The organism is Sphingomonas sp. Leaf4, from assembly GCF_920939515.1.
Classification (GTDB): domain Bacteria; phylum Pseudomonadota; class Alphaproteobacteria; order Sphingomonadales; family Sphingomonadaceae; genus Sphingomonas.
Map to the genome: position 1 here is coordinate 102,913 of NZ_CAKLBB010000001.1, position 25,283 is coordinate 128,195.

General features: G+C 67.8%; 23 protein-coding genes. 11 read left to right on the forward strand and 12 right to left on the reverse strand.

The annotated features are described in order from the left end of the window. Positions 1 to 109: 109 nt before the first annotated feature. Positions 110 to 1,063 carry an isopenicillin N synthase family dioxygenase gene (locus LRA89_RS00425; protein WP_230635529.1) on the reverse strand — a complete coding sequence of 318 codons (954 nt, stop codon included), beginning with the start codon at positions 1,061 to 1,063 and terminating at the stop codon, positions 110 to 112. 32 nt (positions 1,064 to 1,095) lie between these two features. Between LRA89_RS00425 and LRA89_RS00430 the strand changes: the two genes are divergently transcribed. The 7 genes from LRA89_RS00430 (at position 1,096) to LRA89_RS00460 (ending at position 8,017) form a co-directional block, all read left to right on the forward strand. After that, the gene (locus tag LRA89_RS00430; RefSeq protein ID WP_230635530.1) at positions 1,096 to 2,475 is read left to right on the forward strand and encodes a multidrug effflux MFS transporter; all 1,380 of its coding nucleotides are present in this window, start codon (positions 1,096 to 1,098) and stop codon (positions 2,473 to 2,475) included. 124 nt (positions 2,476 to 2,599) lie between these two features. Beyond that, entirely contained in the window at positions 2,600 to 2,941 is a 342-nt protein-coding gene (locus LRA89_RS00435; RefSeq protein WP_230635532.1) for a DNA primase, read from the forward strand. Then, complete coding sequence (locus LRA89_RS00440; RefSeq protein WP_230635533.1) at positions 2,938 to 3,570, forward strand: hypothetical protein; 633 nt, start codon at positions 2,938 to 2,940, stop codon at positions 3,568 to 3,570. Before LRA89_RS00435 ends, LRA89_RS00440 begins: the two co-directional genes overlap by 4 nt. Next, positions 3,567 to 3,968: an acyl-CoA thioesterase gene (locus tag LRA89_RS00445; RefSeq protein ID WP_230635535.1), complete on the forward strand. Its 402-nt coding sequence runs from the start codon at positions 3,567 to 3,569 to the stop codon at positions 3,966 to 3,968. Before LRA89_RS00440 ends, LRA89_RS00445 begins: the two co-directional genes overlap by 4 nt. Positions 3,969 to 4,198: 230 nt before the next feature. Next, positions 4,199 to 7,114, forward strand: a complete 2,916-nt coding sequence (ileS, locus tag LRA89_RS00450; RefSeq protein ID WP_230635537.1) for an isoleucine--tRNA ligase — start codon at positions 4,199 to 4,201, stop codon at positions 7,112 to 7,114. Beyond that, positions 7,111 to 7,623 carry a signal peptidase II gene (gene lspA / locus LRA89_RS00455; RefSeq protein WP_200909712.1) on the forward strand — a complete coding sequence of 171 codons (513 nt, stop codon included), beginning with the start codon at positions 7,111 to 7,113 and terminating at the stop codon, positions 7,621 to 7,623. The genes ileS and lspA overlap by 4 nt, the downstream gene beginning before the upstream one ends. Next, positions 7,616 to 8,017, forward strand: coding sequence for a DUF3035 domain-containing protein (locus LRA89_RS00460; protein WP_055757637.1), 402 nt, complete (start codon positions 7,616 to 7,618; stop codon positions 8,015 to 8,017). The genes lspA and LRA89_RS00460 overlap by 8 nt, the downstream gene beginning before the upstream one ends. Here the strand turns inward: LRA89_RS00460 and LRA89_RS00465 are convergent, their stop codons facing one another. Then, positions 8,018 to 9,628: a glycoside hydrolase family 43 protein gene (locus LRA89_RS00465; RefSeq protein WP_230635539.1), complete on the reverse strand. Its 1,611-nt coding sequence runs from the start codon at positions 9,626 to 9,628 to the stop codon at positions 8,018 to 8,020. It lies immediately after the preceding gene. Positions 9,629 to 9,697: 69 nt separating this feature from the next. Between LRA89_RS00465 and LRA89_RS00470 the strand changes: the two genes are divergently transcribed. Next, positions 9,698 to 11,905: a hypothetical protein gene (locus LRA89_RS00470; RefSeq protein ID WP_230635541.1), complete on the forward strand. Its 2,208-nt coding sequence runs from the start codon at positions 9,698 to 9,700 to the stop codon at positions 11,903 to 11,905. 178 nt (positions 11,906 to 12,083) lie between these two features. Here LRA89_RS00470 and LRA89_RS00475 read toward each other — a convergent pair whose 3' ends face one another. The 8 genes from LRA89_RS00475 to LRA89_RS00510 form a co-directional block, all read right to left on the reverse strand. Further along, positions 12,084 to 13,247 carry a murein hydrolase activator EnvC family protein gene (locus LRA89_RS00475; protein ID WP_230635543.1) on the reverse strand — a complete coding sequence of 388 codons (1,164 nt, stop codon included), beginning with the start codon at positions 13,245 to 13,247 and terminating at the stop codon, positions 12,084 to 12,086. After that, positions 13,244 to 13,666, reverse strand: a complete 423-nt coding sequence (locus LRA89_RS00480; protein ID WP_230635544.1) for a 23S rRNA (pseudouridine(1915)-N(3))-methyltransferase RlmH — start codon at positions 13,664 to 13,666, stop codon at positions 13,244 to 13,246. The genes LRA89_RS00475 and LRA89_RS00480 overlap by 4 nt, the downstream gene beginning before the upstream one ends. Positions 13,667 to 13,679: 13 nt before the next feature. After that, positions 13,680 to 14,033 (reverse strand): ribosome silencing factor, encoded by a 354-nt coding sequence (rsfS, locus tag LRA89_RS00485; protein ID WP_055757643.1) that lies wholly within the window; start codon positions 14,031 to 14,033, stop codon positions 13,680 to 13,682. 47 nt (positions 14,034 to 14,080) lie between these two features. Further along, positions 14,081 to 14,698, reverse strand: coding sequence for a nicotinate-nucleotide adenylyltransferase (locus LRA89_RS00490; protein WP_230635546.1), 618 nt, complete (start codon positions 14,696 to 14,698; stop codon positions 14,081 to 14,083). Next, a complete protein-coding gene (locus LRA89_RS00495) occupies positions 14,695 to 15,954 on the reverse strand; it encodes a glutamate-5-semialdehyde dehydrogenase (RefSeq protein WP_268934887.1) in 1,260 nt (419 codons plus the stop codon). Before LRA89_RS00495 ends, LRA89_RS00490 begins: the two co-directional genes overlap by 4 nt. Before the next feature lie 112 nt (positions 15,955 to 16,066). Then, positions 16,067 to 19,321, reverse strand: coding sequence for a TonB-dependent receptor domain-containing protein (locus tag LRA89_RS00500; protein WP_230635551.1), 3,255 nt, complete (start codon positions 19,319 to 19,321; stop codon positions 16,067 to 16,069). Between the two features lie 228 nt (positions 19,322 to 19,549). After that, the gene (locus LRA89_RS00505; protein ID WP_055757651.1) at positions 19,550 to 20,722 is read right to left on the reverse strand and encodes an acetyl-CoA C-acetyltransferase; all 1,173 of its coding nucleotides are present in this window, start codon (positions 20,720 to 20,722) and stop codon (positions 19,550 to 19,552) included. A 30-nt stretch (positions 20,723 to 20,752) separates the two neighbouring features. Beyond that, entirely contained in the window at positions 20,753 to 21,805 is a 1,053-nt protein-coding gene (locus LRA89_RS00510) for an alpha/beta fold hydrolase (RefSeq protein ID WP_230635553.1), read from the reverse strand. A 29-nt stretch (positions 21,806 to 21,834) separates the two neighbouring features. Between LRA89_RS00510 and phaR the strand changes: the two genes are divergently transcribed. Then, positions 21,835 to 22,404, forward strand: a complete 570-nt coding sequence (phaR, locus tag LRA89_RS00515; RefSeq protein WP_056498564.1) for a polyhydroxyalkanoate synthesis repressor PhaR — start codon at positions 21,835 to 21,837, stop codon at positions 22,402 to 22,404. Positions 22,405 to 22,478: 74 nt separating this feature from the next. Here phaR and LRA89_RS00520 read toward each other — a convergent pair whose 3' ends face one another. Next, the gene (locus LRA89_RS00520; RefSeq protein WP_230635554.1) at positions 22,479 to 23,276 is read right to left on the reverse strand and encodes a class I SAM-dependent methyltransferase; all 798 of its coding nucleotides are present in this window, start codon (positions 23,274 to 23,276) and stop codon (positions 22,479 to 22,481) included. A gap of 27 nt (positions 23,277 to 23,303) precedes the next feature. On the opposite strand from LRA89_RS00520, the gene LRA89_RS00525 reads away from it, so the two are divergent. Both LRA89_RS00525 and LRA89_RS00530 read left to right on the forward strand, forming a co-directional pair. After that, positions 23,304 to 23,498, forward strand: coding sequence for a hypothetical protein (locus tag LRA89_RS00525; protein WP_230635556.1), 195 nt, complete (start codon positions 23,304 to 23,306; stop codon positions 23,496 to 23,498). Positions 23,499 to 23,535: 37 nt separating this feature from the next. Continuing rightward, positions 23,536 to 24,084 carry a hypothetical protein gene (locus tag LRA89_RS00530; RefSeq protein ID WP_230635558.1) on the forward strand — a complete coding sequence of 183 codons (549 nt, stop codon included), beginning with the start codon at positions 23,536 to 23,538 and terminating at the stop codon, positions 24,082 to 24,084. Position 24,085: 1 nt separating this feature from the next. Here the strand turns inward: LRA89_RS00530 and LRA89_RS00535 are convergent, their stop codons facing one another. Next, positions 24,086 to 25,255: an aspartyl protease family protein gene (locus LRA89_RS00535; RefSeq protein WP_230635560.1), complete on the reverse strand. Its 1,170-nt coding sequence runs from the start codon at positions 25,253 to 25,255 to the stop codon at positions 24,086 to 24,088. Positions 25,256 to 25,283 lie beyond the last annotated feature (28 nt).

Sequence of the window (25,283 nt, forward strand, 5' to 3'; positions counted from 1 at the left end):
CCGACCTTCGTCATCCCCGCGCAGGCGGGGATCCTTATACGCTGACGCTCATGCAGGAGGCGAAAGGACAGCGGCTATGGATTCCCGCCTGCGCGGGAATGACGAATGCTTACTTCTTGATGAGCCCGATCTCGACCAGCCGCTCGTACAGATAGTCGTGCGCGGTGATCGGTTCGGGATAACGGTCGGGGTTCGTCTCCGACACACAGCCCGGCAGCGTCTCGATCAGGAAGTCGGGTGCCGGGTGCAGGAAGAACGGCATCGAATAGCGCGAATGGCTGCGCCGCTCGGCCGGCGGGTTGACGACGCGGTGGGTGGTGGAGGGCAGCACATGATTGGTCAGCCGCTGGAGCATGTCGCCGACGTTCACCACCATCGCGCCCGGCGGCGGGGCGACCGGCAGCCAGCGCCCGTCGCGGTCGAGCAGTTCGAGCCCGGCTTCCTCGGCGCCGAGCAACAGGGTGATGAGGTTGATATCCTCATGCGCCCCGGCTCGCACCTCGGGCGCATCCGCCGCGACCGGCGGATAATGGAGCAGGCGCAGCACCGAATTGCCGTCCTTCACCGCCGTATCGAACCAGTCGGGTGCCAGTTCGAGATAGCGGGCAATGGCGGACAGCAACCGGTCGCCGGCGGCATCGAGCGCGGCGAACAGGTCGAGGAACGCCTCGCGGAATCCTTCCGGCCGTGTCGGCCAGACGTTGGCGGGCATGACATCGCCATAGCGATGCCCGGCGGCCAGTTCGCGCCCGACGTGCCAGAATTCCTTCAGATCGACATGGCGGGCGCCCTTGGCGATCTCGGTCTTGAACGGGGTATAGCCGCGCGCACCACCGCCGCCCTCGACGAAATAGCCGCGCTTTTCCGCTTCGGGCAGGTCGAAGAACGCCTTGGTCATCGCCCAGGCGCGATCGATCACGTGGCTGTCGACGCCATGATCGGATACCATGGCGAAACCGAAGCGTTGGAACGACTGCCCGAACGCCTGTGCGAAACCATCGGGGTCCGCTTCGGCCTGCGCCATCGAGACGAGCGGAACTTCTGCAAGCGGCGTGTCGACCATATCCATTCCCAAACACACGGAATTCACAAGCGATGACGATAGACCGTGGCGAGGGCCGCGAACAGGCCCATCCTTTGCGTGACGCCGACGACGACATCCGTCATGGGGATATTGCTATGCTCGATCGCCGTGATACCGCCCCGCTCGCCCGTCCCGATACCGGCGTCGACGCCGCCGCCGACCTGGCGTCCGCGCAACCGACCGCATCGGCCGACCGCGCGCCGCTGCCGTTCGGCGAGTTCGTCACGCTGATCGCCGCGCTGATGGCGCTGACCGCGCTCGGCATCGATTCGATGCTGCCGGCACTACCCGCGATCGGCGAGGCGCTCGGCGTCGCCGAACCGAACAGCCGCCAGTTCGTCGTCACCGCGTTCCTGCTCGGCTTCTCGGTCGCGCAGCTCGCCTATGGCCCGCTCGCCGATCGCTATGGCCGGCGGCCGGTGCTGATCTTCGCGCTGGTCGCCAGTGCGCTGACCAATCTGGTCGCGGCGGTCGCCGGCAGCTTCACCCTGTTGCTACTCGCGCGCTTCGCGTCGGGCGCGGCGGTGGCGGGCGCGCGGGTGGTGACGGTGGCGCTGGTGCGCGACTGTTATTCGGGCCGGGCGATGGCGCGGGTGATGAGCCTTGCCTTCATCTTCTTCATGGCCGCCCCCGTCCTCGCCCCGTCGTTCGGGCAGGCGGTGCTGGCGTTCGGATCATGGCGCTGGATCTTCGGCGGGATCACCATCGTCACCGTGGTGATTTTCGCATGGTTCGTCGCGCGCATGCCCGAGACGCTGGCGGTCGGTGACCGTCATTCGCTCGATCTCCGGCGCATCCTGCAAGGCTATGGCATCGTCCTGCGTGATCGCTATGCGGTCGGCTATACCGTCGCCGCCGCGTTGCTGTCGGGAGGGCTGTTCGGCTTCGTCGGATCGATCCAGCAGATCATGGAAGTGACGTTCCGCGCGCCGCAGCTCCTCACCATCGTCTTTGCCTGTGTCGCGGGGACGATGGCGGCGGGGTCCTTCTTCAATTCGCGGATCGTCATGCGCTTCGGCACGCGGCTGATCTCGCATGCCGCGCTCACCGGCCTCGTCGTGGTCGCAGGCGTCCATCTGGCGGTTACGCTGCTCGGAGTCGAATCGCTCGCCAGCTTCATCGTGTTGCAGGCGATCATGATGGCCTGTTTCGGGCTCGCCACCTCCAACTTTTCGGCGATGGCGATGGAGAATATGGGGTCGATCGCCGGCACCGCCTCGTCGTTGCAGGGGTTCGTCTCGATGCTCGTCGGCGCGCTGCTGGGCGCGGCAATCGGCCAGTCGTTCGACGGGACGACGGTGCCGCTCTACGGCGGGTTCCTGATCCTCGGGCTGATCGCGCTCGTCGTCGTCCATCGCACCGAACACGGCCGGCTGTTCCAGCGTGGTTGATGGCTGATCCTGCCAAGCAGGATCAGGGCCGGTGCCGTGTCCGCATGAGCGGATCATGCGCTAGGAACCGCAGCCCCGATCGGCGGGTTTGATCCTGTTCAACGACCTTTCAAGGAGTCAGGCGATGGGCGGTCATCAGGTGAACGGACAGGGCACGGGCGACGACGGCTATGACGAGGACGGCTATGACGAAAGCCAGCGCGCCGAAATCCTCGAAGCCACGCGCGATGGCCCGAGCGACGGCACGATCCTGACCGACCTCGAACCCGATCTCGGGCTATCCGATGACGAGGATGAGGACGAGCTGGAGATGGCGGACGACGATCTCGCCGAAGAGGATGACAACGTGACCGTTACCGGCAAGGGCAACCAGACCGAGGACGAGTTGCAGGAAGATTTCGACGAGGACAATCTCGCCGAGGACGACGACCTCGACGATGCCGATCGCGACGCGATCGAGCCGTGAGGCTGCTGCCCGGGGTCGCCGCCGCGCTGTTGCTGAGCGCATGCGGCGGCGGTGACGATAGGGACGACAACGGCGCGGCGGCGGACAATGCCGCGTTGGTCGGGTCGACCCCGGTCGCCGGTGCGCTGACGCCCTCGACGCCGTTGCCGGCGGGTGAGGGGATTCCCGGCGTCTCCGCGCCGCCACCGGCTGAGACGCCGGGGCCGGCACCAGTGCCCGATCTGCCGGTCCAGCCCGAAGCCGGTGCCGATGCGGCGGTCACGGTGCTGCGCGACTATTTCGCCGCGCTGTCGGGCGGGCGCTATGCCGAGGCGTATCGCCTGTGGAATGGGCGCGGCGAGGCGGCGGGCATGACCCGCCAAGCGTTCGCCGACAGCTTCGCAAAATATGCCGAATATCGCGCGACGATCGGTACGCCCGGCCGGATCGATGCCGGGGCAGGGCAGCGCTACATCGACATTCCGGTGCGCGTGACCGGCCGGCTGCGCGACGGGACGCCGGTGGTCCTCGAAGGGCCGGTGACGCTGCATCGTACCGGCGACATCGATGGCGCGACCGCCGAGCAGCGATCGTGGCGGATTTCGGCCAGCGCGCTCAAGCCGCGACCGACGGGCGACGCCGCGCGGTGAGCCCGACGCCGCGCTTCTCGCTGTCGATCACCGCCGGGCCGGAGGCGATCGACGAACTGGGCCATGTCAACAACGCGGTCTGGGTCCGCTGGATTCAGGACGTGGCGGTCGCCCACTGGTGCGCGGTCGCCACGCCCGAACAGCAGGCGGCGTATCTGTGGGTCGTGACCCGGCACGAGATCGATTATCGCGGCAATGTGAGCGTCGGCGAGACGGTGCTTGGCGAGACGTGGATTCCTGAAGGTCCGCGTGGTGCCCGCTTCGACCGGATCATGCGCTTTACCGGGGCCGACGGGCGGGTGAAGGTCGATGCCCGGACGACATGGGCGCTGATCGACCGGGCCAGCGGCCGCTTGCTGCGGGTGCCCGCGGAAGTGACGGCGCGGTTCGTCGAGTAGAAGTAGTTGGTTCGCGCAGAGGCGCAGAGGCGCGGAGGCGCGGAGTGGGTCTGCCCGGCGGCAACTGCCGCCTTTTCATCGCTACGTTCGACAGGGGGCGGGTGCGCTGCCGCGCACGTTCCTTCTCTCCGCGCCTCCGCGCGAACCAACCTTCTTCCGCCCACGAACACCCCCCCCAAAGATTCCGTCCTAGGCGCGCGCCCTCGCATCGGCTAATCGCGCACATTCCTATGACTGACACGCCCGATACCGCACGCGACTGGCGCGACACCGTCTTCCTGCCGAAGACCGACTTTCCTATGAAGGCGGGGCTTGCCGCCAAGGAGCCGGCGATTCTCGATCGCTGGGCGAAGATCGGCCTGTACGATCGCCTCCGCGCCGAACGTGCCGGGCGCGAGCGGTTCCTGCTGCACGACGGCCCGCCCTACGCCAATGGCGACATCCACATGGGCCATGCGATGAACAAGGTGCTCAAGGACATCGTCGTCCGCACCCAGTCGCTGATGGGCAAGGATGCGCCGTACATCCCCGGCTGGGACTGTCACGGCCTGCCGATCGAATGGAAGATCGAGGAAGCCTACCGCGCCAAGAAGCGCAACAAGGACGAGGTGCCCGCGCCTGAGTTCCGCGCCGAATGCCGCGCCTATGCCGCCAAATGGGTCGATGTGCAGAAGGCGCAGTTCCAGCGGCTGGGCGTGATGGGCGACTGGGCCGATCCGTACCTCACGATGAAGTTTGACGCCGAGGCGACGATTGCCGAGGAACTGCTCAAGTTCGCGATGAGCGGCCAGCTCTATCGCGGGGCCAAGCCGGTGATGTGGTCGCCGGTCGAAAAGACCGCGCTCGCCGAGGCCGAGGTCGAATATGAGGACGTCGTGTCGACGCAGATCGACGTGGCGTTCGAGATCGTCGACGCGCCCAACGCGCCCGAACTGGTCGGCGCGCATGCGGTGATCTGGACGACGACGCCGTGGACGATCCCGGTGAACCAGGCGTTGGCCTATGGGCCGGAGGTCGAGTACGTTCTGTTCCGTTGCGAAGGTACAGCAGTATCCTCGGTTTTTGGCCCGCTCGATGAGAAGTCTGCGGAAGTCGTTTACGGTCACGGCATCGTTGTCGCCGAAGCGCTACTGCCAATCGTATCGAAGCGTCTTGGGCTACTTGCTCACCCGGAAATACTTTGGCGTGGCAAAGGCTCGCAACTCGCCGGTGCCACCGCCCGCCACCCGATGCACGCGCTCGGCCCCTTCTTCGCGCGTCCGCGCCCGTTCCTGCCCGGCGACTTCGTCACCACCGATGCCGGCACCGGCCTCGTCCATATGGCCCCCGACCACGGCGAGGACGATTTCGAGCTGTGCAAGGCGAACGGCATCGATCCCGTGTTCGCGGTGCAGGGCGACGGCAGCTACCGCGCCGACTGGGCATGGCTCGGCGGGCAGGGCAGCGTCATCAACAAGAAGTTTACCGCCAGCGACGGCCCGATCTGTTCGGACCTGCGCGAAGCGGGCGCGCTGCTCGCCGCATCGGATGATTTCGCGCACAGCTATCCGCATAGCTGGCGCTCGAAGGCCAAGGTGATCTTCCGCGCGACGCCGCAATGGTTCATCCCGATGGACCGCAGCGCCAACGTCGACGCGCTGGCGATCGCCGCCGCCGCGATGCCCGCGACCGATCCGTTGCTCGGCCTGACCAACCTCATGCCTTTGCCGGTCGGCAACGGGCCGACCTTGCGTGAACTGGCGCTCGACGCGATCGAGCGCACCCGTTTCGTGCCAGAAAAGGGCCGCAACCGCATCGGCGCGATGGTGTCGGGCCGTCCCGACTGGGTCATCAGCCGCCAGCGCGCATGGGGCGTGCCGATCGCGCTGTATGTGAACCGCCAGACCGGCGACTATCTGCGCGACGAAGCGGTCAACGAGCGCATCCTCGCCGCTTTCCGCGAGAGTGGCGCGGACGCATGGTATGCCGCCGATCATCAGGCGCTGCTCGGCGACCGCTACGATCTGGCCGAGTATGAGGTCGTCACCGACATCCTCGACGTGTGGTTCGATTCGGGTTGCACCCATGTGTTCACGATCGAGGCACGCTTCGGCAAGGGCACCCGCGCCGACCTGTATCTCGAAGGGTCGGACCAGCATCGCGGCTGGTTCCAGTCGTCGCTGCTCGAAGGGTGCGGCACACGCGGCCATGCGCCGTATAAGGCGGTGCTGACTCATGGCTTCGCGCTCGACGGCAACGGCCGCAAGATGTCGAAGTCGCTCGGCAACGTCGTCGATCCGCTGAAGGTGATCGGCGAATCGGGTGCGGACATCCTGCGCCTGTGGGTCGCGCAGACCGATTATTTCGAGGATGTGCGCATCGGCAAGGAAGTGCTCGCCGGGACCGGCGATGCCTATCGCAAGCTGCGCAACACCTTCCGCTATCTGCTGGGCGCGCTCGACGGCTTCGACGAGGCCGAACGGGTCGCGGTGGCCGACATGCCGGGGCTGGAGCGCTATGTCCTGCACCTGCTCGGCCAGCTCGACACCGAACTGCGCGCTGCCGCCGAAGCCTATGAATTCAACCGCTATGCCCGCGCGCTGATCGATTTCGCCAACGAGGACATGTCGGCGTTCTTCTTCGATATTCGCAAGGATTCGCTGTATTGCGATGCGGCGGGTGATCCCAAGCGGCGCGCCTATCGCACCGTGCTCGACACGCTGTTCCATGCACTGGTGCGCTATGCCGCGCCGATCCTCGCCTTCACTGCCGAGGAAGTGTGGCAGGCACGCTTCCCCAGCGAGGATGGGTCGGTCCATCTGCTCGAATGGCCCGAGCTGCCGCATCTGCCCGCCGACCTGCCGCTCGGCACCGAATGGGCCGAGGTGCGTGCGCTGCGCCAGCAGGCGACCGAGGCGATCGAACCGCTGCGCCGCGCCAAGACGGTGCGTTCCAGTCTCGAAGCCGAGGTGGTCGTGCCGGCATTGCCGTTGCCGGCGGACGAACTGGCCGAACTGTTCATCGTGGCGAAAGTCACGCAGGGCGATGACGATGCGATCGGCGTGGAGCGGACCGGCTATGCCAAGTGCGGGCGGTGCTGGCGGCATCTGCCCGATGTGGTCGAGGACGGGGCACTGTGCGGTCGCTGCGAAAAGGTGGTGGCATGATCCGCGCGCGCAAGGTCGCCGTCGTGCTGGCGGTCGCCGTGCTGGCGATCGACCAGCTCGTCAAATATCTCGTCACCGGGCCGCTGGGAATCGATTATCCGGGGGCCGAGCGCGAGTTGCTGCCGATCTTTACCCTGCGCTTCGTCCAGAATTTCGGCGTGTCGCTGGGGCTGTTGCAGGCTGGCAGCGAGACGGCGCGCTGGGCGCTCGTCGCGATGACCGCCGCGATCGCCACCGGCGTCGCGGTATGGATGCGGCGCGAAACCGGTCGCGCGGAGCTGACCGCGCTGGGGCTGGTGCTGGGCGGCGCGCTCGGCAACATCATCGACCGGGCGCGCTTCGGCTATGTCGTTGACTATGCCGATCTGCATTTCGGCGGGTTCAGCCCGTTTCTGGTATTCAACATCGCCGATGCGGCGATTACGATCGGCGTCATCATCCTGCTCGCCCGGGCATTGTTTGCCAAGGATGCGAAGCGCGACGTTCCTGTGGAGAAGGCCAATGCGTAACCTTATCGTCGTCAGCAGCCTCGGCCTGCTCCTTGCCGCCTGTCAGGGCGGTGGCCTCAACCGGGCGCGTCCCGACGAGTTCGCCGTCGCGCGTCAGGCGCCGCTGGTGATCCCGCCCGATTATTCGCTGGTGCCGCCGCAGCCGGGCGCACCGCGTCCGCAGGACACGTCGGCATCGACCCAGGCGATGCAGACGCTGTTCGGCGGCCCGGCCCCGCGCAGCGCGACCGAGCGGCTGACGCTGGAGCAGGCGGGCAATGCCCAGGCCGATGCCGGCATCCGCTCGGGCGTCGCCGATCCGGGCACCAACGTCGTCGACAAGGGCGCGACGACCCGCGACATCGTCGCCGCACCGCAGGGCGATGGTCAGGCCGCGCGGACGACCACGCCCTAATCAGCCGGAACTGCCGAGCGCCTCGGTCGGATCGACTCGCACCCAGTCGAAATCGACCGAGCCGCCCGTCGCCTCCGCATCGCGGGTGAAGGTGAACAGCCCCGGCCGGCTGCCCCGCCACCACGAGAAACGCGCGAGCGGGATCGCGCCGCCCAGCGCGGTGAAGCGGCGGCCATCGATGCTGTAGGCATAGCGCACCTGCTGATCGGGGCCGACCGCCGCGCGCAGCAGCAATGGCCGGGCGGGCACCACCACGCCGGGTGTCTCGACCCCCTCGATCGCCAGCGTGATCCGCGTCGCGCCGCCGTCCTTCACCAGCCCGACCCAGCTCGGCCGTACCCCGAACAGCGTCAGCCCGGCGCGCTGCCCGTCACGCATCGCATGGGGATCAATCCGCACCGTCGTCCGCATCGCCGGGCCGGTCAGCATCTGCGTCAAAATGTTGCGAGCACCGACCAGATGTTCGGCATGGCCCGCCGTCAGCCGCAGCCATCCGGGGCGCTGCGTCAGGCTCCAGCGGCGATCGTCGGGATTGTGGTTCCATTGCCATTGCAGTCCGAGCTTCGGCGTGTCGAACCCGTCGCCGGTCTGCGGCGTCCAGCGCGGTTGCCCGGCGACCGGCAGGCGGTGGCTGGCGACCGGCTGGCCCGAGGTCTTGCCCGGTATCGGATCGCCGACCACCGGCCAGCCGTCCGGCCCCCACGCCACCGGCTGCAGATGGGTAATCCGCCCGAACGCGCCGGTGCTGTTGAAATGGACGAACCAGCCCTTGCCGTCGGGTGTCTCCACCCAGCCGCCCTGGTGCGGTCCCTGCACGTTCGTGTTGCCGGGTTCGAGGACGACGCGGTGGTCGTACGGCCCCTCGATCGATCGCGAACGCAACACGACCTGCGATCCCGTCTCGACCCCGCCGATCGGTGCCCAGATCTGATACCAGCCGTCGCGCTTGTAGAGCTTCGGTCCTTCCAGCACCGGCAGCGCCGTCTTGTCCTCGACGATCACCTTGCCCGCGTCGAGCACCCCCGTCCCGTCGGGGCGCATGCGGTGGAGGATCAGCGGCCCCGCCCCCACGCGCGAATGGACCAGCCACGCGCTGCCGTCGTCGTCCCAGAAGGGGCAGGGGTCCTCCAGCCCCTTTTGCGCGATGACGTGGACCGGCGCGCTCCACGGCCCGGCGGGGTTCGTGGCGCTGGCCATGAACACCCCTTCGTCGGGGGTCGCCCAATAGACATAGTATTTTCCGGCATGATGGCGGATCGACGGTGCCCAGACCCCGCCGGCATAGCGCGTGCCGCCGACCGGCTTGGAAATCCGGTCGGTCAGCGTGTGCGGCCCCGGCATGTCATATTCGGGCGCGAAGGGCAGGCGCGGCAGGACATGGCCGATGATCCGCCAATGCACCAGATCGCGCGAGTGTAGCACCGGAATACCGGGCGACAGGTGGAAGCTGGACGACACCAGATAATAGTCGCGACCGACGCGGATGACGTCCGGATCGGAATAGTCGGCGAACAGCACCGGATTGGCATAATTGGCATAGTCGCCGCTCGGCGCAGCCCCGGCCAGTGCCATCCATGCGAGCGCCACGCCCGCCATCGCCCCGTATCGCATCGGCCATCCTCTCTTGTGCCAGCGGTAGCAATAGGACATTCGGAGCGAAAATACACCGGGAGAGGTGCTATGCGACTCATTCGATCCGCTGCATTGGCGGCAATTCTGCTGGCGACCGGCGCGGCGGCCGCGCCACCGATCGATCGTGCCGCGCTGGTGGCGCGTCATGCGGTGCGGCTGACCGCGATCGATCCATGGACGCCGGTGATGCTGGGCAACGGCTCGCTTGGCTTCACCGCCGATGTCACGGGGCTTCAGACCTATCCGCAAGCCTATGCCAAGCCGGTGCCGTTGCTGACGATGGCGCAATGGGCGTGGCACCGTACGCCCAATCCCAAGGGCTATCGCCCGGCCGACGGGATGGTCGGCGTACCGGTGCCGGGGCGCGGCGTGCAGCCCTATGCCTATATCGCCGACTTCGCCGAGGTCGCGAAACGGCCGGCGCTTGGCTGGCTGCGCGAGAACCCGCACCGCTTCGCGCTCGGGCGGCTGTCGCTGCGCCTCGCCACGCGCGACGGACGGCAGGCGCCGGTCAGCGCGCTGACCGCGATCGACCAGCGGCTCGATCTGTGGACGGGAACGCTTACCAGCCGTTTCATGTTCGACGGGGCGGTGGTGCGCGTGGAGACGCGGGTCGATCCGGCGCGCGACATCGTCGCGGTGCGGATTCGTTCGCCGCTGGTCGCCAGCGGGCGGATCGCGCTCGACACACGCTATCCGGGTGTCGGCACCAGCCTGAACCCCGATCCGCAGGACTGGGGGCATGACGACGCCCACCGGACCGAGGTGATCGAACAGGCACCCGGCATGGTCCGGCTGCGGCGAACGATCGATGCCACCCGCTATCAGGCGAGCCTGCAGGTCGCGGGCGGCACCGTGACGCGAATCGGAGCGCATGGCTTTCGCGCGGCGGCACCGGGGCAGGGCGAACTGATCGCGCAGGCGGGGTTCGAGGCGCAGGAGCGACCGCTGCCCCAACTCGACGCCACCGCGACCGCGCGGGCGGTCGCCGATCACTGGCGGCATTTTTGGCAGCGCGGCGGGGTAATCGACTTTTCGGGCAGCACCGACCCGCGTGCCGGCGAACTCGAACGGCGCGTCGTGCTGTCGCAATATCTCGCCGCGATCAATTCGGCGGGCACGTTCTTGCCGCAGGAGGACGGGCTGTTCAGCAATAGCTGGAACGGCAAATTCCATCTGGAGATGCACCCATGGCATGCGGCCCATTTCGCCGCATGGGGCCGCCCGGCGCTGCTCGAGCGCAGCATGGGCTGGTATCTCGCGCATCTGCCCCAGGCGGAGGCACGGGCGAAGGCGCACGGAGTCGAGGGGGCTTGGTGGCCGAAGATGACCGGCCCCGACGGCGAGGAAAGCCCGAGCCCGATCAACCCGTTCATCATGTGGCAGCAGCCGCATCCGATCTATCTGGCGGAGATGCTCTATCGCGCCGGGGGCGGGCGGGCGGCGCTCGACCGTTATGGCGCGCTGGTCGATCGCACCGCCGCGCTGCTGGCGAGCTGGCCACGGCGGGTCGGCGACCGGCTGGTGCTGGGGCCGCCGATCGTACCGGTGCAGGAAAATCACCCGCCGCTCGCTACCACCGATCCGACGTTCGAGATCGCCTATTTCCGCTGGGGGCTGGAAACCGCGCAGGCGTGGCGGGTGCGGCGGGGCATTGCCCGGCGGGCGGACTGGGACCGGGCGATCGCCGCGCTGCCGCCGTTGCCGCAGGCGGACGGGCGCTACCTGCCGGTCGCGACCGCGCCGGGCTTCTGGCGCACGGCGGCGAGTGCGGCGTGCAGCGGCCATGCGATGGGGCCGGACTGCCTCAACCGCGACCACCCCTCGTTCCTGATGGCGCATGGGCTGATCGGCGGCGGCGGGGTCGACCAGCAAGTGATGCGCGCGACGCTGGCGGGGGTGCGCGACCATTGGGACCTGCGCCAGACATGGGGCTGGGACTATCCGATGATCGCGATGACCGCCGCGCGGCTGGGCGACCGGGCGGGGGCGATCGACTGGCTGTTCAGTCCGCAGGCGAACAACCGGTGGGGGCCGACCGGGCTGACCCCGCGCGTTGAACTGGCGCCGGGCGAGCGCGGGCCGGACGGCATGGACACGAAGCGGGTGGCGGCGCTGTACGTGCCGTCGAACGGATCGCTGCTGCTGGCGGTGGGGATGATGGCGGCGGGCTGGGACGGATCGGTCGGGCCGATGCCGGGCTTCCCGAAGCAAGGCTGGCGGGTGCGGGTGGAGGGTGTGCGGCCGCTGCCGTAGGCCGGATCGACCTTCGACAGAACGTCCGGCTTCTCCCCTCCCTGGAAGGGAGGGAGCGGGGGTGGGTCGGCCGGTTGTGGAAAACGTACCGTCCCTCACGGACCTACCCACCCCCAGCCCCTTCCTTCTCAGGGAGGGGAGCAAGAGTTCTGGCGTTCCGGCTGAGTGTCGATCGGTCCTAAAGCATCGCCGCGAGGTCGACCGGCACGCCCTGCCGGCGCAGTTCGATCGTCACCTGCGGCATGTCGCCGGTGCCGGCCCGGCCGATCGGGGTGCCGGCGACCACCCGCCCGCCGACCGGGCCGACGCTGGCCGACAGGCCGGTGACGAGCGTGGTCCACCCATTGCCATGGTCGAGGATCACGATCCGGCCATAGCCGCGAAACCGCCCACTATACGCGATCTTGCCGGGCGCGGGGGCAACGACGTCCGACCCGGAGGCGACCGTAAAGGTGAGGCCCCGCGCGCGCACCCCGCTGTCGCTCACCTCGCCGAACCCCGTCGCCAGCCGGCCGCCATCGCCGAGCGGCAGGCGATAGGCATAGGCGAAGGCGGGCGGCATGTCGTCCGCGCCGGGGCGGGGCAGCGGGCCGGACAGCGCGCGGAGCCCGGCCTCGGTATCGCGCGCATTGTCGAGCGACTGCAACTGGTCGACGATGTCGCGTGCCTGTTCGCCGAGCGCGATCGCCCGGTCCGATTCGACCATCGCCCCGCGCGCGAGTTGCCGCGACCGCGCCCGCTGCGCCGCTTCGGCCTGCACCAGCGCCAGCCGCTGCGCCTCCAGTGCGCGGTTGCTCTGCGCCAATGCGGCAAGCGCGATCCCGGCCTGATCGCGCAGCCGTGCCGCCTGCGCGACATCGGCGCGCAGCGTGGCGGTGCGTTGCCGCATCACCGGCACGACGGTGCCGAGGACGGCACGGACATGGACCAGATCGTCGGTCGATCCCGGCTGGGCGAGCGCCATCCATGCCGGACGGCTGGCAAGCGATTGCAGCGCGCCGACAAGCCGCGCGATCGGTCCGCGCCGGTCGCCCAGCGCCGACTGGCGACGGGCGAGCAACTCGCCGATCAGCGCGACCCGCGCCTGTGCCGCCTGTCGATCCGCCTCGGCCGCCGCGATGCGCGCGCCGATCGCCGCCTGCGCCGCACGGGTACGTTCGGCGGCGGTGCGGGCGGAGGCGGCGGCGCTTTCCAATGCCCTGGCGCGAGTCGCGGCGGCCCCGGCCGCGCTCCGGGCGGTGCGCAGTCGCGCCTGCCCTGCTGCGACGGGATCGTCCTGCGCCCATGCTGCGGCCCCGCCCAGTGCCGCGAGCAGCACCGCAAGGGCGATCCGGCGTTTCATCCCTCGCGGTGATAGGGGTGGCCGGCGAGGATGCTCGTCGCGCGCCACAATTGTTCGGCGAGCATCGCCCGCGCCATCAGATGCGGCCACGTCGCCCGCCCGAAGGCGAGCAGCAGGTCGGCCTGCCCCCGCGCCGCATCGTCGAAGCCGTCGGCGGCGCCCAGCAGGAACCGCGTCTCGCGCACGCCATCGTCACGCCAGCGGCCGAGCTGGGTCGCGAACGCCATCGACGGCAGGTCGCGGCCTTTCTCGTCGAGCAGGACGATTCGCGTTGCCCCCTCGACCGGCGGCATCTTGCCGCCGGTGTCGGGCAGTTCGGTGATCTTCACCGGCCAGTTCACCCGCTTGAGATAGCGGTCGATCAGTTCGGCTTCGGGACTGCGCCCAATCCGCCCGCGCGCGACGATATGCAGCAGCACGGGTGGGCCGGGGTCAGGCGTGCGCGGTCGGGTTGAGCGTGTCGCCGAACGCCCACATCCGTTCCAGATTGTAGAAGGTGCGCACTTCGGGCCGGAACAGGTGGACGATCACGTCGCCGGTGTCGATCAGCACCCAGTCGGCGGTCGGCAGGCCTTCGATGCGTGACGGACGGCCGAATTCGGCCTTCACCCGCTCGGCCAGCTTCTGCGCCATCGACGCGACCTGCCGGCTCGACCGGCCGCTGGCGATGACCATGTAATCGGCGATGCTCGACTTGCCGGCGAGCGGGATCGACACCGTTTCCACCGCCTGATCGTCGTCAAGGCTGGCCAGCACCATGCGGTGCAGCGCCTCGGTTTCGTTCATGCCGGCGTCGGTCGTGTCAGGGGAGGTGGGCAAGGGGATTGTCGCTTTCAGATGCCTGTGCGCCGGACGTTGCGGGCACCATCGCCCACGCGGTGCCAGGCGGGATCGGCGGCGCGAATCGCGGTCGCCGAAGTCGGATCGGGGCGGAAGCGCAAACGGACCAGTGCCGGCAAACTCCACATCGTCCATCGTCTCGCCTGGCCTGCGGGCCGCGCATGGCGCCGCAACCAGCCCATCGCAGGACTAGCGAGGGCCTGCCCCTCATAGCCCGGACGCGCGATTACCGCAATCGCCACCGTCCGGGCAATCCCGCGCCAGTCGCGCCAGCGGTGGAACTGCGCCAGATTGTCCGCACCCATCAGCCAGACGAAGTCATGCTGCGGGTACAGCCGCACCAGTTTGCGCAGCGTATCGGCGGTATAGCGCGTGCCGAGCCGCGTCTCGATCGCCATCGGCCGGATCGGGGCGTGCCGCGCGATCCGCTGTGCCGAGCGCAACCGCGCCGCCAGCGGGGCCATGCCCTCCACCGGTTTCAGCGGATTGCCGGGCGACACCAGCCACCAAACCTCGTCCAGTTCGAGCGCATGTTTGGCGGCGAGCGAGATGCTGCGGTGCCCGCGATGCGCCGGATTGAACGATCCGCCGAGCAGGCCGATGCGGCTCATGGCCGGATCTGGCCGGTCCCGCGCACCACCCATTTATACGTCGTCAGCCCTTCGAGTGCGACCGGCCCACGCGCGTGGAGCCGCCCGGTGGCGATGCCGATTTCCGCACCCAGCCCGAATTCGCCGCCATCGGCGAACTGGGTCGATGCGTTCCACATCACGATCGCCGAATCGACCCGGGCGATGAAGCGTTCGGCAGTCGCGGCGTCGCCGGTAATGATCGCATCGGTATGGTGCGAGCCGTGCGCCGCGATATGCGCGATCGCCGCGTCCACGCCATCGACCAGCTTCACCGACAGGATCGCATCGAGATATTCGGTGTTCCAGTCGTCGTCGTTCGCTTCGAGAATATCGGGATGGAGCGCGCGGATGTCGGCATCGCCGCGCAACTCGCACCCGGCGTCGAGCAGCCCGGTCAGGATCGGCAGCGGATCGGCGAACGCCCGGTCGATAAGCAACGTCTCGGTCGACCCGCACACCCCGGTCCGGCGCAGCTTCGCGTTGACGACGATGTCGCGCGCCATCACCGGATCGGCGGCGCGATCGACATAGCTGTGGTTCAGCCCGTCGAGATGCGCCAGCACGGGAACGCGCGCCTCCGCCTGCACCCGCGCGACGAGGTTCTTGCCGCCGCGCGGCACGATCAGGTCGATCAGCCCTTCGGCGCGCAGCATTTCGCCCACCGCCGCCCGGTCGGTCGTCTGCACCAGTTGCACCGCCCCTTCGGGTAGGCCGCCGGCGGTCAGGCCGCGTTCGATCGCGGCATGAATCGCCCGGTTGCTGCGGATCGCCTCGCTCCCGCCGCGCAGGATCGCGGCATTGCCGGCCATCACCGCCAGCACGGCGGCGTCGGCGGTGACGTTCGGCCGGCTTTCGTAGATAATGCCGATCACGCCGATCGGCACGCGCACCCGGGTGAGCACGAGGCCGTTGGGCCGCTCGCTGCGATCAATCACCGCGCCGACTGGATCGGGCAACCCCGCCACCGCCTCCACGCCGGCAGCCATCGCCTCCAGCCGCGCGGGGTCGAGCCGCAACCGATCGAGCATCGCGCCTGACAGGCCGTTCGTCTCAGCGGCGGCGACGTCCTGTGCGTTGGCGGCGAGGATCGCGTCGCGGTCGTCGCGGATCGCGGCGGCGGCGTGGTGGAGCGCGGCGGTTTTGGTGGCGGTCGGCAATGTGGCGAGCGCTGGCGCGACCGAGCGCGCCATGGCTGCCATCGTCGCAAATTCCGTCGCCAAATCCCGATCGTCCATGTCCGCCGTCTCCCGATACGTGACACGCTCGTTCGGCCGGGATCGGCAAGCCGTCAAATGAAAAGGGGCCGCCGAAGCCGGCGACCCCTTTCGATATTGGACGATACGGACTTCAGAACGAGAAGCGCGTGCCGCCGTAGAAGGTACGTCCCTGCACCCCGTAGATGCCGCTGCCGGCACCGGTGCCGGTGAGGCCATAGGGCGGAAGCGTGTCGAGCATGTTGTCGACGCCGAAGTAGAAGCGGAACTTGTCGTTCGCGCGCAGGCCGATCTGGATGTCGTGGGTGAACTGATCGGGATAGTCCTTGAACGGGAACGCATCGAGGTTGGTCGGACCACGGCCCTGATGGGTGTGCTGGACTTCCCACGACGTGATCGCCTGCGATCCGGTCCAGTTCAGATCATAGCTGACGTCGAACGCGCTGGTCGCCGCGCTCAGGTTGAACCGGCCGCGCCATTCGGGATCGCCCAGCACGCCGTTCACGCGCAACGACTGGTCCGGTGCGGTGATGTAGATGAACTGTTCGCGTTCATCCAGCCAGCTCACGATAGCGCGTGCGACCACCGTCAGGTCGCCGATCTTGCGACGATAGGACAGGTCGACGTCGATACCCGAGGTCTTGAGGGCGGCATAGTTGAACGGCTGGTTCAGGAACGACGGACCGACGCGGCCGAGGTTCACCGGCGTAGCGACCCCCTGGAACACACGGTCGGCCTGGCCGGCGAGCGTGCCGTTGGTCAGCGGATTGGTGGTCGTGCGACGGAAGGTCGCGGCGCAGAACGGGTTGTCGATACCGACCGGGTCGTCATAGCAACGATCGATGATCGCCTGACCGCTCAGCCCGGAGATCACGTTCTTCACTTCGATGTCGTAATAATCGACGGTGAGCGCGAGACCCGGCAGGAACCGCGGCTCGAACACCGCGCCCAGCGTGAAGCTGTTGCTGGTTTCGGGCGACAGGTTCAGGTTACCCTGATTGAAGCCGGACAGGCCGCTGCCTGCGGTATTCTCCCACGGCACGGTCACGGTCTGACCATTGTCCTGCGTGTAGGTGATCTGCGTCGGCACCCCGGCTGCGGCGCAGTTGCGCGCACGGTTGGGGTTCACGCCACGCTGGCTGACGCCGCACGGATCGACGAAACCGTTGGCGAAGGTTTCCGACCGGGTAGCGTACAGATCGCCCAGGTTCGGCGCGCGAACGGCGCGGGCGTAGGTCAGGCGTACGCGGACGTCGCGAACCGGGGCAAAGATACCACCGACGTTATAGGCCCAGACACCTTTATCTGCCGTCGAATACTTCGAATAACGCCCGGCGCCTTCGATCGTCAGTTCGTGGATGAACTGGTCCTTGAGCAGCGGAACGCGAAGTTCGCCGAAGCCTTCGTACACTTCGACCGCCTTGGGATCGAACGCCGAGATCGAGTTCAGGAACGTCGCACCCGACTGGGTGAAATCGTCATAGTCCGAGAAAGCGTCTTCACGACGATATTCGCCACCGAGCGAGAAGCCGATGTTGCCACCCGGCAGGGTGAAAAGACCGCTCGTATCGCCGGAGATGAAACCGACCGCATTGATCTGTTCCGCCCACTGCTTGCGCGACGAGGTGAACAGAACATAGTCGAGCGCGGCCTGCGACGACTGACCGATGCCGAACAGGTTGAGCGGAACGCAACCCGGCATGTCGTTGGTGGTGACAGTGTCGTTGTTGACCGCGCAGACGATCTGGCCCGAAGCGTTGCGGACGGCACGGCTGGCCGCATTGAACTTCGCGACGTCAACGTTGCCGCCGGTTTCGTAATAGGTATCGGTGCGGCCGTAATTGCCGGAGATTTCGTAGGTGAGGTTGCCGGTGGTGCTGAGCGAACCGCGCAGGCCGGCGACCACGCGATAGGTGTCGCGGGTGTGGTCTTCGGCGCGGGTGCCGATGTCGTTATTGAAACGGTTCAGCGTGAACGACGTCGCGCCGGGGGCGAGGATGCTGCGCAGCGTCGCGACATTTTCCGCCGAAAGATACGGGTTGTCGAGGAAGAAGACGTTGGTCAGCAGGCTGCCGTTGAACGTCGGCTGGGTCGACGTCTGGTTCGCGGTGACGTGAACATATTTCGCCTCGACGAAGGCCTGTACGGCTGGCGAGAACTCATAGTTGAACAGCAGGTTGGTGTTGATGCGGTCCAGCCCGGGCAGGAGCATCGCGCCTTCCAAGCCGGTCGCCGTCTGTCCGCCATAGATGCTGCCGCCGATCGGACGGTTGTCGATGTCGAAGCGGTTGCGCACCAGCGTGCCCGCACCGTTGAACAGATAGACGTCGGACAGTTCGGCACCGGTGCCGGGACCGAAGGCCGCCGCCGGGTTCGCAGGGTTCGGAGCAAGCGCCCCGCGACCGCCGCTGCAGACCAGCCCCCGCCGGGTTGCGTTGGCGGCGGTGTTCGCCGGGCAGCTCGTCAGGACGGTGCCGCCGATCGAACGGTTCGAGAAGCGCGAACCGGGACGCGCGAAGAACGTCGTGTCCGAAATGCCGTCGCTGCCGTTGGGCAGACCCACTTCGTCGAGCGTGTATTCGGACGTGCCGAAAGTCGGCGTGCCCGAATAGGCACCGGTCTGATAGTCACGGTCGGTGAAATAGACGGGTTGCGAGCGGGCGTATTCGGCCGAGATCGCGATGTTGCCGCGATTGTCGTTGAAGTTCTTGCCGCCGACGATCGACGCGATGTACGAGCCGCGATCGCCGCGATCGGTCACGCCTGCCTGCACCCGCGCATCAAGACCTTCGAAATCGCGCTTCAGCACGAAGTTGACGACACCCGCGATCGCGTCCGAACCGTACACAGCCGACTGGCCGCCGGTCAGAACGTCGACGCGCTCGAGCAGGGCGTTCGGGATCGTGTTGATGTCGACTTCGTACGAGCCGGGCGACGAGGTGACGTGGCGGCGGTTGTTGACCAGCACCAGCGTGCGTTCGGTGCCGAGGCCGCGCAGATCGAGATAGTTGACGCCGGCGGTGCCGATGAACCGGGTCGAGTTCGCCTGGCTGAAGGTCGAGCGCAGCGCGGGCAACTGGTTGAGCGCGTCACCGAGCGACGTATCGGCGGTGTTGGTCAGCAGTTCGGCCGATACCGACGTCACCGGCGATGCCGAATCAAGGTTCGGACGCGCGATGCGCGACCCGGTGACGGTAATGACCTCGTCCGGGTTTTCGGTACGACATTCCGGGCGGACGTCGTTCGGCACGCAATCCCGCGAAGGCTCGCTGGCAAACTGAACGCGTTCCCCGCCCGTGTTCAAGGTCGAGGTCTGCGCAAAAGCGGCATGCGGCAGCAATGCCGCGCTGGCGAGCGCGGACGCGCTCAGCAAGCGGTAAAAATTCATGATGGTGTGCCCCGTTTTACAACCCGGTTGACCCGGTGTGGGGGCAGGAAATGACAAACGCGCCGGGCTGACAAGCAGCCACGGCGCGATATTTCAATTTCAATACACTCCTGTTGCATGAATGCAACATTAACGGAACGGCAGCGTACACGGCGTATTCGATAATGCTTCGGTTGCTGCGCAAAACCTAATAATGCTGCGCAGCAACCTTTCGTCACATGAGCCCGATTACCGTTCGACGCACATGGCGATGCCCATGCCGCCACCGATGCACAGCGTCGCGAGTCCCTTTTTCGCGTCGCGGCGCTTCATTTCGTAGATCAGCGTGGTCAGCACGCGCGCGCCCGATGCGCCGATCGGATGGCCGATCGCGATCGCGCCGCCGTTCACGTTCACCTTGTCCGACGTCCAGCCCATGTCCTTGCCGACGGCCAGCGCCTGCGCGGCAAAGGCTTCGTTGGCTTCGACGAGGTCGAGGTCGTCGACGCTCCAGCCGGCCTTTTCCAGCGCGCGGCGCGATGCCGGCACCGGGCCGATGCCCATGACCGAAGGATCGACGCCGGCGGTCGCCCAGCTCCTGATCGTGACCAGCGGTTCAAGCCCGCGCTTGGCAGCTTCGTCGGCCGACATCACGACGAGTGCCGCGGCACCGTCGTTCAGGCCCGATGCGTTGGCGGCCGTGACCGATCCGTCCTTCTTGAACGCCGGGCGCAGGCCCGACACGCCGTCGACGGTCGCGCCGGCGCGGATATATTCGTCCTGGTCGACCACGGTGTCGCCCTTGCGGCCCTTGATCGTGACCGGGGCGATCTCTTCGACGAAGCGGCCTTCGCTGCGGGCGGCCTCAGCGCGGTTCTGCGAGCGGACGGCGAATTCATCCTGCTCGGCGCGCGTCACCTGATATTGCTCCGCCAGATTTTCGGCGGTGATGCCCATGTGATAGCCGTTGAAGACGTCGGTCAGGCCGTCCTTTATCATCGTGTCGACCATCGGTGCGTCGCCCATCTTGGTCGGGCTGCGCAGTTGCACCGCATGGGCGGCGAGCGACATGCTTTCCTGTCCGCCGGCGACGACGATCGTCGCATCGCCGGTCTGGATCGCCTGTGCCGCCAGCGCGACCGCGCGCAGGCCCGATCCGCAGACCTGGTTGATGCCCCATGCCGGGACTTCCTTCGGCACGCCCGCTGCCATCGACGCCTGACGCGCCGGGTTCTGGCCGTGACCGGCGGTCAGCACCTGGCCCAGAATCACTTCCGACACATCCTCCGGCGCGATGCCGGCCTGGGTCAGCGCGGCACCGATCGCCTGCCGGCCAAGCTCATGTGCGGGAACGGCGGCGAACGCGCCGAGGAAGCTGCCCACGGGGGTGCGCTTGGCGGCGACGATGACGACATCGGACATTCGAAAATCCTTCTCCAACGGGTTTTGCGGCTATTTAGTATGCGAACCCTCGCTTAGCCAGCGCGCAAGCGGCTCCCATAGCAACGGGCGACCCCGCCGGCCGACGATCATGCCGACATGCCCCGCCGCGACGATTCGCCGGTCGGGCAGGCCGATCGCGCTGGCGGCGGGCACGATGCGGTCGTTTTCGGCGACGAATTCGACCAGCGGCACGTCGGGACGGGGGGAAACGGTCCGCCCGGCGATGTGCCAGCGGCCGGTGCCGGGCAGGTCGGCGTCGAACAGGTCGTCGAACATCTCGCGTCCCGTTGCATAGGGCAACGGCGCGCCGGCATTGGCCCAATCCTCCAGCGCGACGAACGCCCGCGCGGCGTCGCTGTCGGGTGCAAGGCCGGCGAACTGCGCGAACTTGTCGACGGTGCGCGCGGGATCGAGTTGCCAGAAGGCGCTCTGCAACACCTCGATCGGGACAAGGCCGAGATGCGCCGCGGTCGGCTCCGCCATGGTCCACAGGTCGGCGATGGCGGCGCGGGCGGGATCGCCGAAGCCGCCGAAATGCCATGGCGTCGCGACCAGCGCGATCCCGGCCACGGCCGCGAACGCCGCGACGCCGAGCGCCAGCGTGCCGCCGAGGCAATAGCCGACCAGCAGCGGCGGCGCCTCCAGCGTGGCACACAGTCGCGCCGCCGCCTGAACATGCGCGCCAAGGTCCATCGCCCGGTCGTCGGGCGTGGGCGTGCCCCAGTCGATCAGGAGAACGCGCAATCCCCGGCCGGTCAGCCAGCGCAGCAGCGAATTGTCGGGCGCGAGGTCGAGTACGAACGGCGGATTGATGAGCGATGGGATGACGACGACGTCCGGTCCGTGCCCGCCATAGTCGCGCAGCGTCACCCGCCCGTCGCTGGCGATTGCTGCCGGCGGGGCGGGGCGGGGGGTGCGGGCTGCGTCCTGATAGGCGCGAAGACCGGCCAGCGCACGGGCGCGACGATCGGGTTCGTTCGCGGTTTCGCTGCGCAGCATCGACAGAAACAGCGGCAGCGGTCGTGGGCTGTGTTGCGGCGCGGTATCAAGAGGTGTACCCATCTGAAAACTCTTTCGCGCAAGGACTTCGCATGAAGAAGCCAGTGGCCGACGGCAGCCCCGTCATCATCAAGAAATACGCCAACCGCCGGCTCTACAACACCGAGACGTCGTCCTACATCACGCTCGAACACCTGGCGCAGATGACCCGCGAGCATCGCGACTTCAAGGTCGTCGACGCCAAGACCGACGACGACATCACCCACAATGTCCTGACCCAGATCATCATGGAAGAGGAAAGCCGCGGCCAGACGCTGTTGCCGGTCAGCTTCCTGCGTCAGCTCATCACCCTGTACGGCGATTCGATGCAGGCGATGGTGCCGGGCTATCTGGAAGCATCGATGGACAGCTTCCGTCGCAACCAGGAGCAGTTCAAGACCGCCGTCGAGGGGGCGTTCGCCCATTCGCCGTTCGCCGAGATCGCCAAGCGCAATCTGGCGATGTTCGAGGCGGCGGCGCATGCGTTCAAGCCCGGTGCTCCGGGCACCGAAACGGCGGCCCCGGCGACGGCACCGGCTCCTGCTGCGTCCAAGACCGACGAGATGGCGGCGCTGCGGGCCGAATTGTCGCGGTTGCAGGACAAGATGGACAAGCTGGGCTGATCGCGCGGGCGGGGGGGGCGCTTCGGGCGCGACCGCCCGTCGCGCCCTCTTGCGCCTTCGGTTGAACCCGCTCGTTACTTCGGCTTGACGAACTTCAGCGTCATCCGGTCGCTCTCGCCGATCGCGGCATATTTCGCGCGGTCGACATCCTTCAACCGATAGGTCGGCGGCAGCGTCCAGACGCCGGCGGGCCAGTCGGCGGTATCCTTCGGGTTGGCGTTGACCTGCGACCGGCCGGCAAGGCGGAACCCCGCCTTCGTCGCGAAGGCGATGACCGAGCTTTCCTTCATATAACCCGACTTTTCTTCCGCGCCTGCGTCGCGCTGCTCGGGCAGGCGATGCTCGACGATGCCGAGCGTGCCGCCGGGCTTGAGCATCGCGAACATCGCGTTGAACGCCGCCTGCGCCTTGTCCGCGCCGCCGAAGCGCCAGTTGTGGACGTTGCGGAACGTCAGCACCTTGTCGGCGGTGCCGGCGGGGACCACCGGCTGGCCGGCGGCAGCGGGGAAGGCAGCGAGGCGGATCTTTGCGAACGCCGGGTCGCGCGCCTTGATCGCCTCGATTGCCTCCGCCCCGCGCGGCAAGGGCGCGGCGGCATAATAGGTGCCGCGTTCCGCCAGCATGGGGGCAAGGATTTCGGTGTACCAGCCGCCGGCCGGCCAGATCTCGACCACGGTATCGGTCGGCTTCACCCCGAAGAAGGCGAGCGTCTCGGCCGGATGGCGATAGCGGTCGCGCGCGGCATTGGCCGGCGTGCGCTTGGTCGAGGCGACCGCCGCCTTCACCGGCTGCGAGGGTGCCTGCGCCAGCAGTGGCGAAACGACGAGGGCAGCGGCACAAAGCACTGGCACGGCAAGGGCGGTTCGACGCATGGGGGGTACTCCAGTCGGGAGGGGTATGTGGACGGTCGGCAATGGCTATGGAGCATCGCGGCGGCCAGCGCGACCGTCTTCGCGGTCGCCGTGCTCGCCGAGCATCGCCGCAGCAAGCGCCACGATCCCGACCGCGTCGGCTGGATGCCGTGGACGATGGTGCAACTGGTGGCGATCCTGGTGACGGTATTCGCGGTCGCGCTGGCGCTGACCATGCGATAGCTTCACAGGACGCGCGCGGATGATGGGGGATCATCGCATGGACGGCTTCAATTTCATGTTCTCGCTGTTCGGGCTGCTGCTCGGGCTGGCGCTTGCCGAGGGACTGGGCGGGCTGTCGCGCGCGATCAAGGCGAGCCACAAGGTGCGGATCGGCTATTCGACCGCGCTGCTGGGAATCTTCGTGTCGTGCGATGTCGTGACGTTCTGGATGTACGGCTGGACACTGCGCAACGTGCTGCCGGTCAACTGGCCGGTGCTGTTCGGCGGTTTCGTCGTCACCGGCGTCTATTATGTCGCGACCGCGCTAATCTTTCCCGACGAGCCCGAAGCGTGGGACGATCTCGACACGCATTTCGACAAGCACGGGCGCAAGGTGCTGTTCGGGGTGATGCTCTGCAACGTCGCGCTGCTCGCCACGACCATCGCGCTGTTCGGGGCGCTGCCGCTGACGTGGCGCACCGTGATCGTCGCCTGGTCGTTCTTTCCGGTCAGTCTGGCGGCGATCCTGTTCTGGCGACGGCGGCCGGTGGTGCTCGCCTGCCTGTGCTGGCTGATCGCGCTCTATCCGCTGTCGCTGGTCTGGTAGCTCAATAGAAATTGGCCAGCGTCAGCTTGCGTTCGGCCCCGTCACAGATCGTGAGGGCGACGACGCGGCCGGGTTTGTCGGTTCCCCATTTGACGTCGACCCCGCCTTCGGGGGTCAGCGCGACCGGCTTGCCGTCGACCGCGCAGATCAGCTCATCGGCCTTCCATCCGGCCCTGGCCGCAGGACCGCCGGCCATGACGTGCAGCACGCGCAGCCGGGCACGATCATAGCCGAGCAGCAACCCGCTGGTCGATCGCGGCGGCGGCGGCGGGGGGTCGCCGACGGCGGCCAGCAGCATCTGTCCCGCCTTCGGATCGAGCAGCACGCGGTAGCGCTGGAGCAGCCCGGTGCCGATCCGCCCGGCGACGCCGACCTGTTTGGTGAAGCCGCCGTCGCCCTCGATCCGCACCTCGATCGCCCCGGTCTTCAGCCCGCCCAGCGTCACCGCGTCGGTGACGGCAAGGCCGGCGTCGACCACCCCGCCAGCGCCGAACGCGATCGTGCTGGTCACGCCCTTCACCACCGGCTTCGCTGCGCGCCACTGGGCCTGCGCGACGCTCATCGATCCGCCGTCGCCGGTGTCGAGCAGCATCGGCCGGATGCGGCGGCCATTCAGCGTCACCTGGGTGAGATACAGGCCACTGGTGCCCTGGATCGACAGCGGCACGCTGGCGCCGGTGAACGGCTTGCGACCGCTCGGCAGCAGGCGGAAGCGGCGGCCCTTGAAATCGATGTCGAGCGCATGGGCGGCGATCAGGTCGGTGCCGACCAGCATGTCGACATTGCCGGTCGCCCCGGCGAGCAGCCGCGGCAGGTCGATCACCGCCACCCGCCCGCTGCCCCGGGTCAGCGCGCCAAAGGCGACGCCGGTGGTCGACGCCCATTCGACCGATACCGATCCGCCGAGTGCCACGCCCTGCGCCGGCCCCTTGGCGTCCATCGCCAGTTTGGCGCGCTTCGCGAAATCGCCGCTGACCGCCGAATGGTTGAGCCCGGTATCGAGCAGCGCTACCGCCGGCACGCCGTTCACGCTCGCCTCGAAGCGCAGGTGGTTGGCGGTGGTGAGGGTGAAGGGCACCCAGCGCGCCTCCGCATCGGCGGCGAGGCGGGACTGGGCATGGGCGGGGGCGGCGGCAAGCAGCAGCAGCGCAAGGGCAAGGCGGGCGATCACACCCGGCAATGTAGGACGGACGAACGGC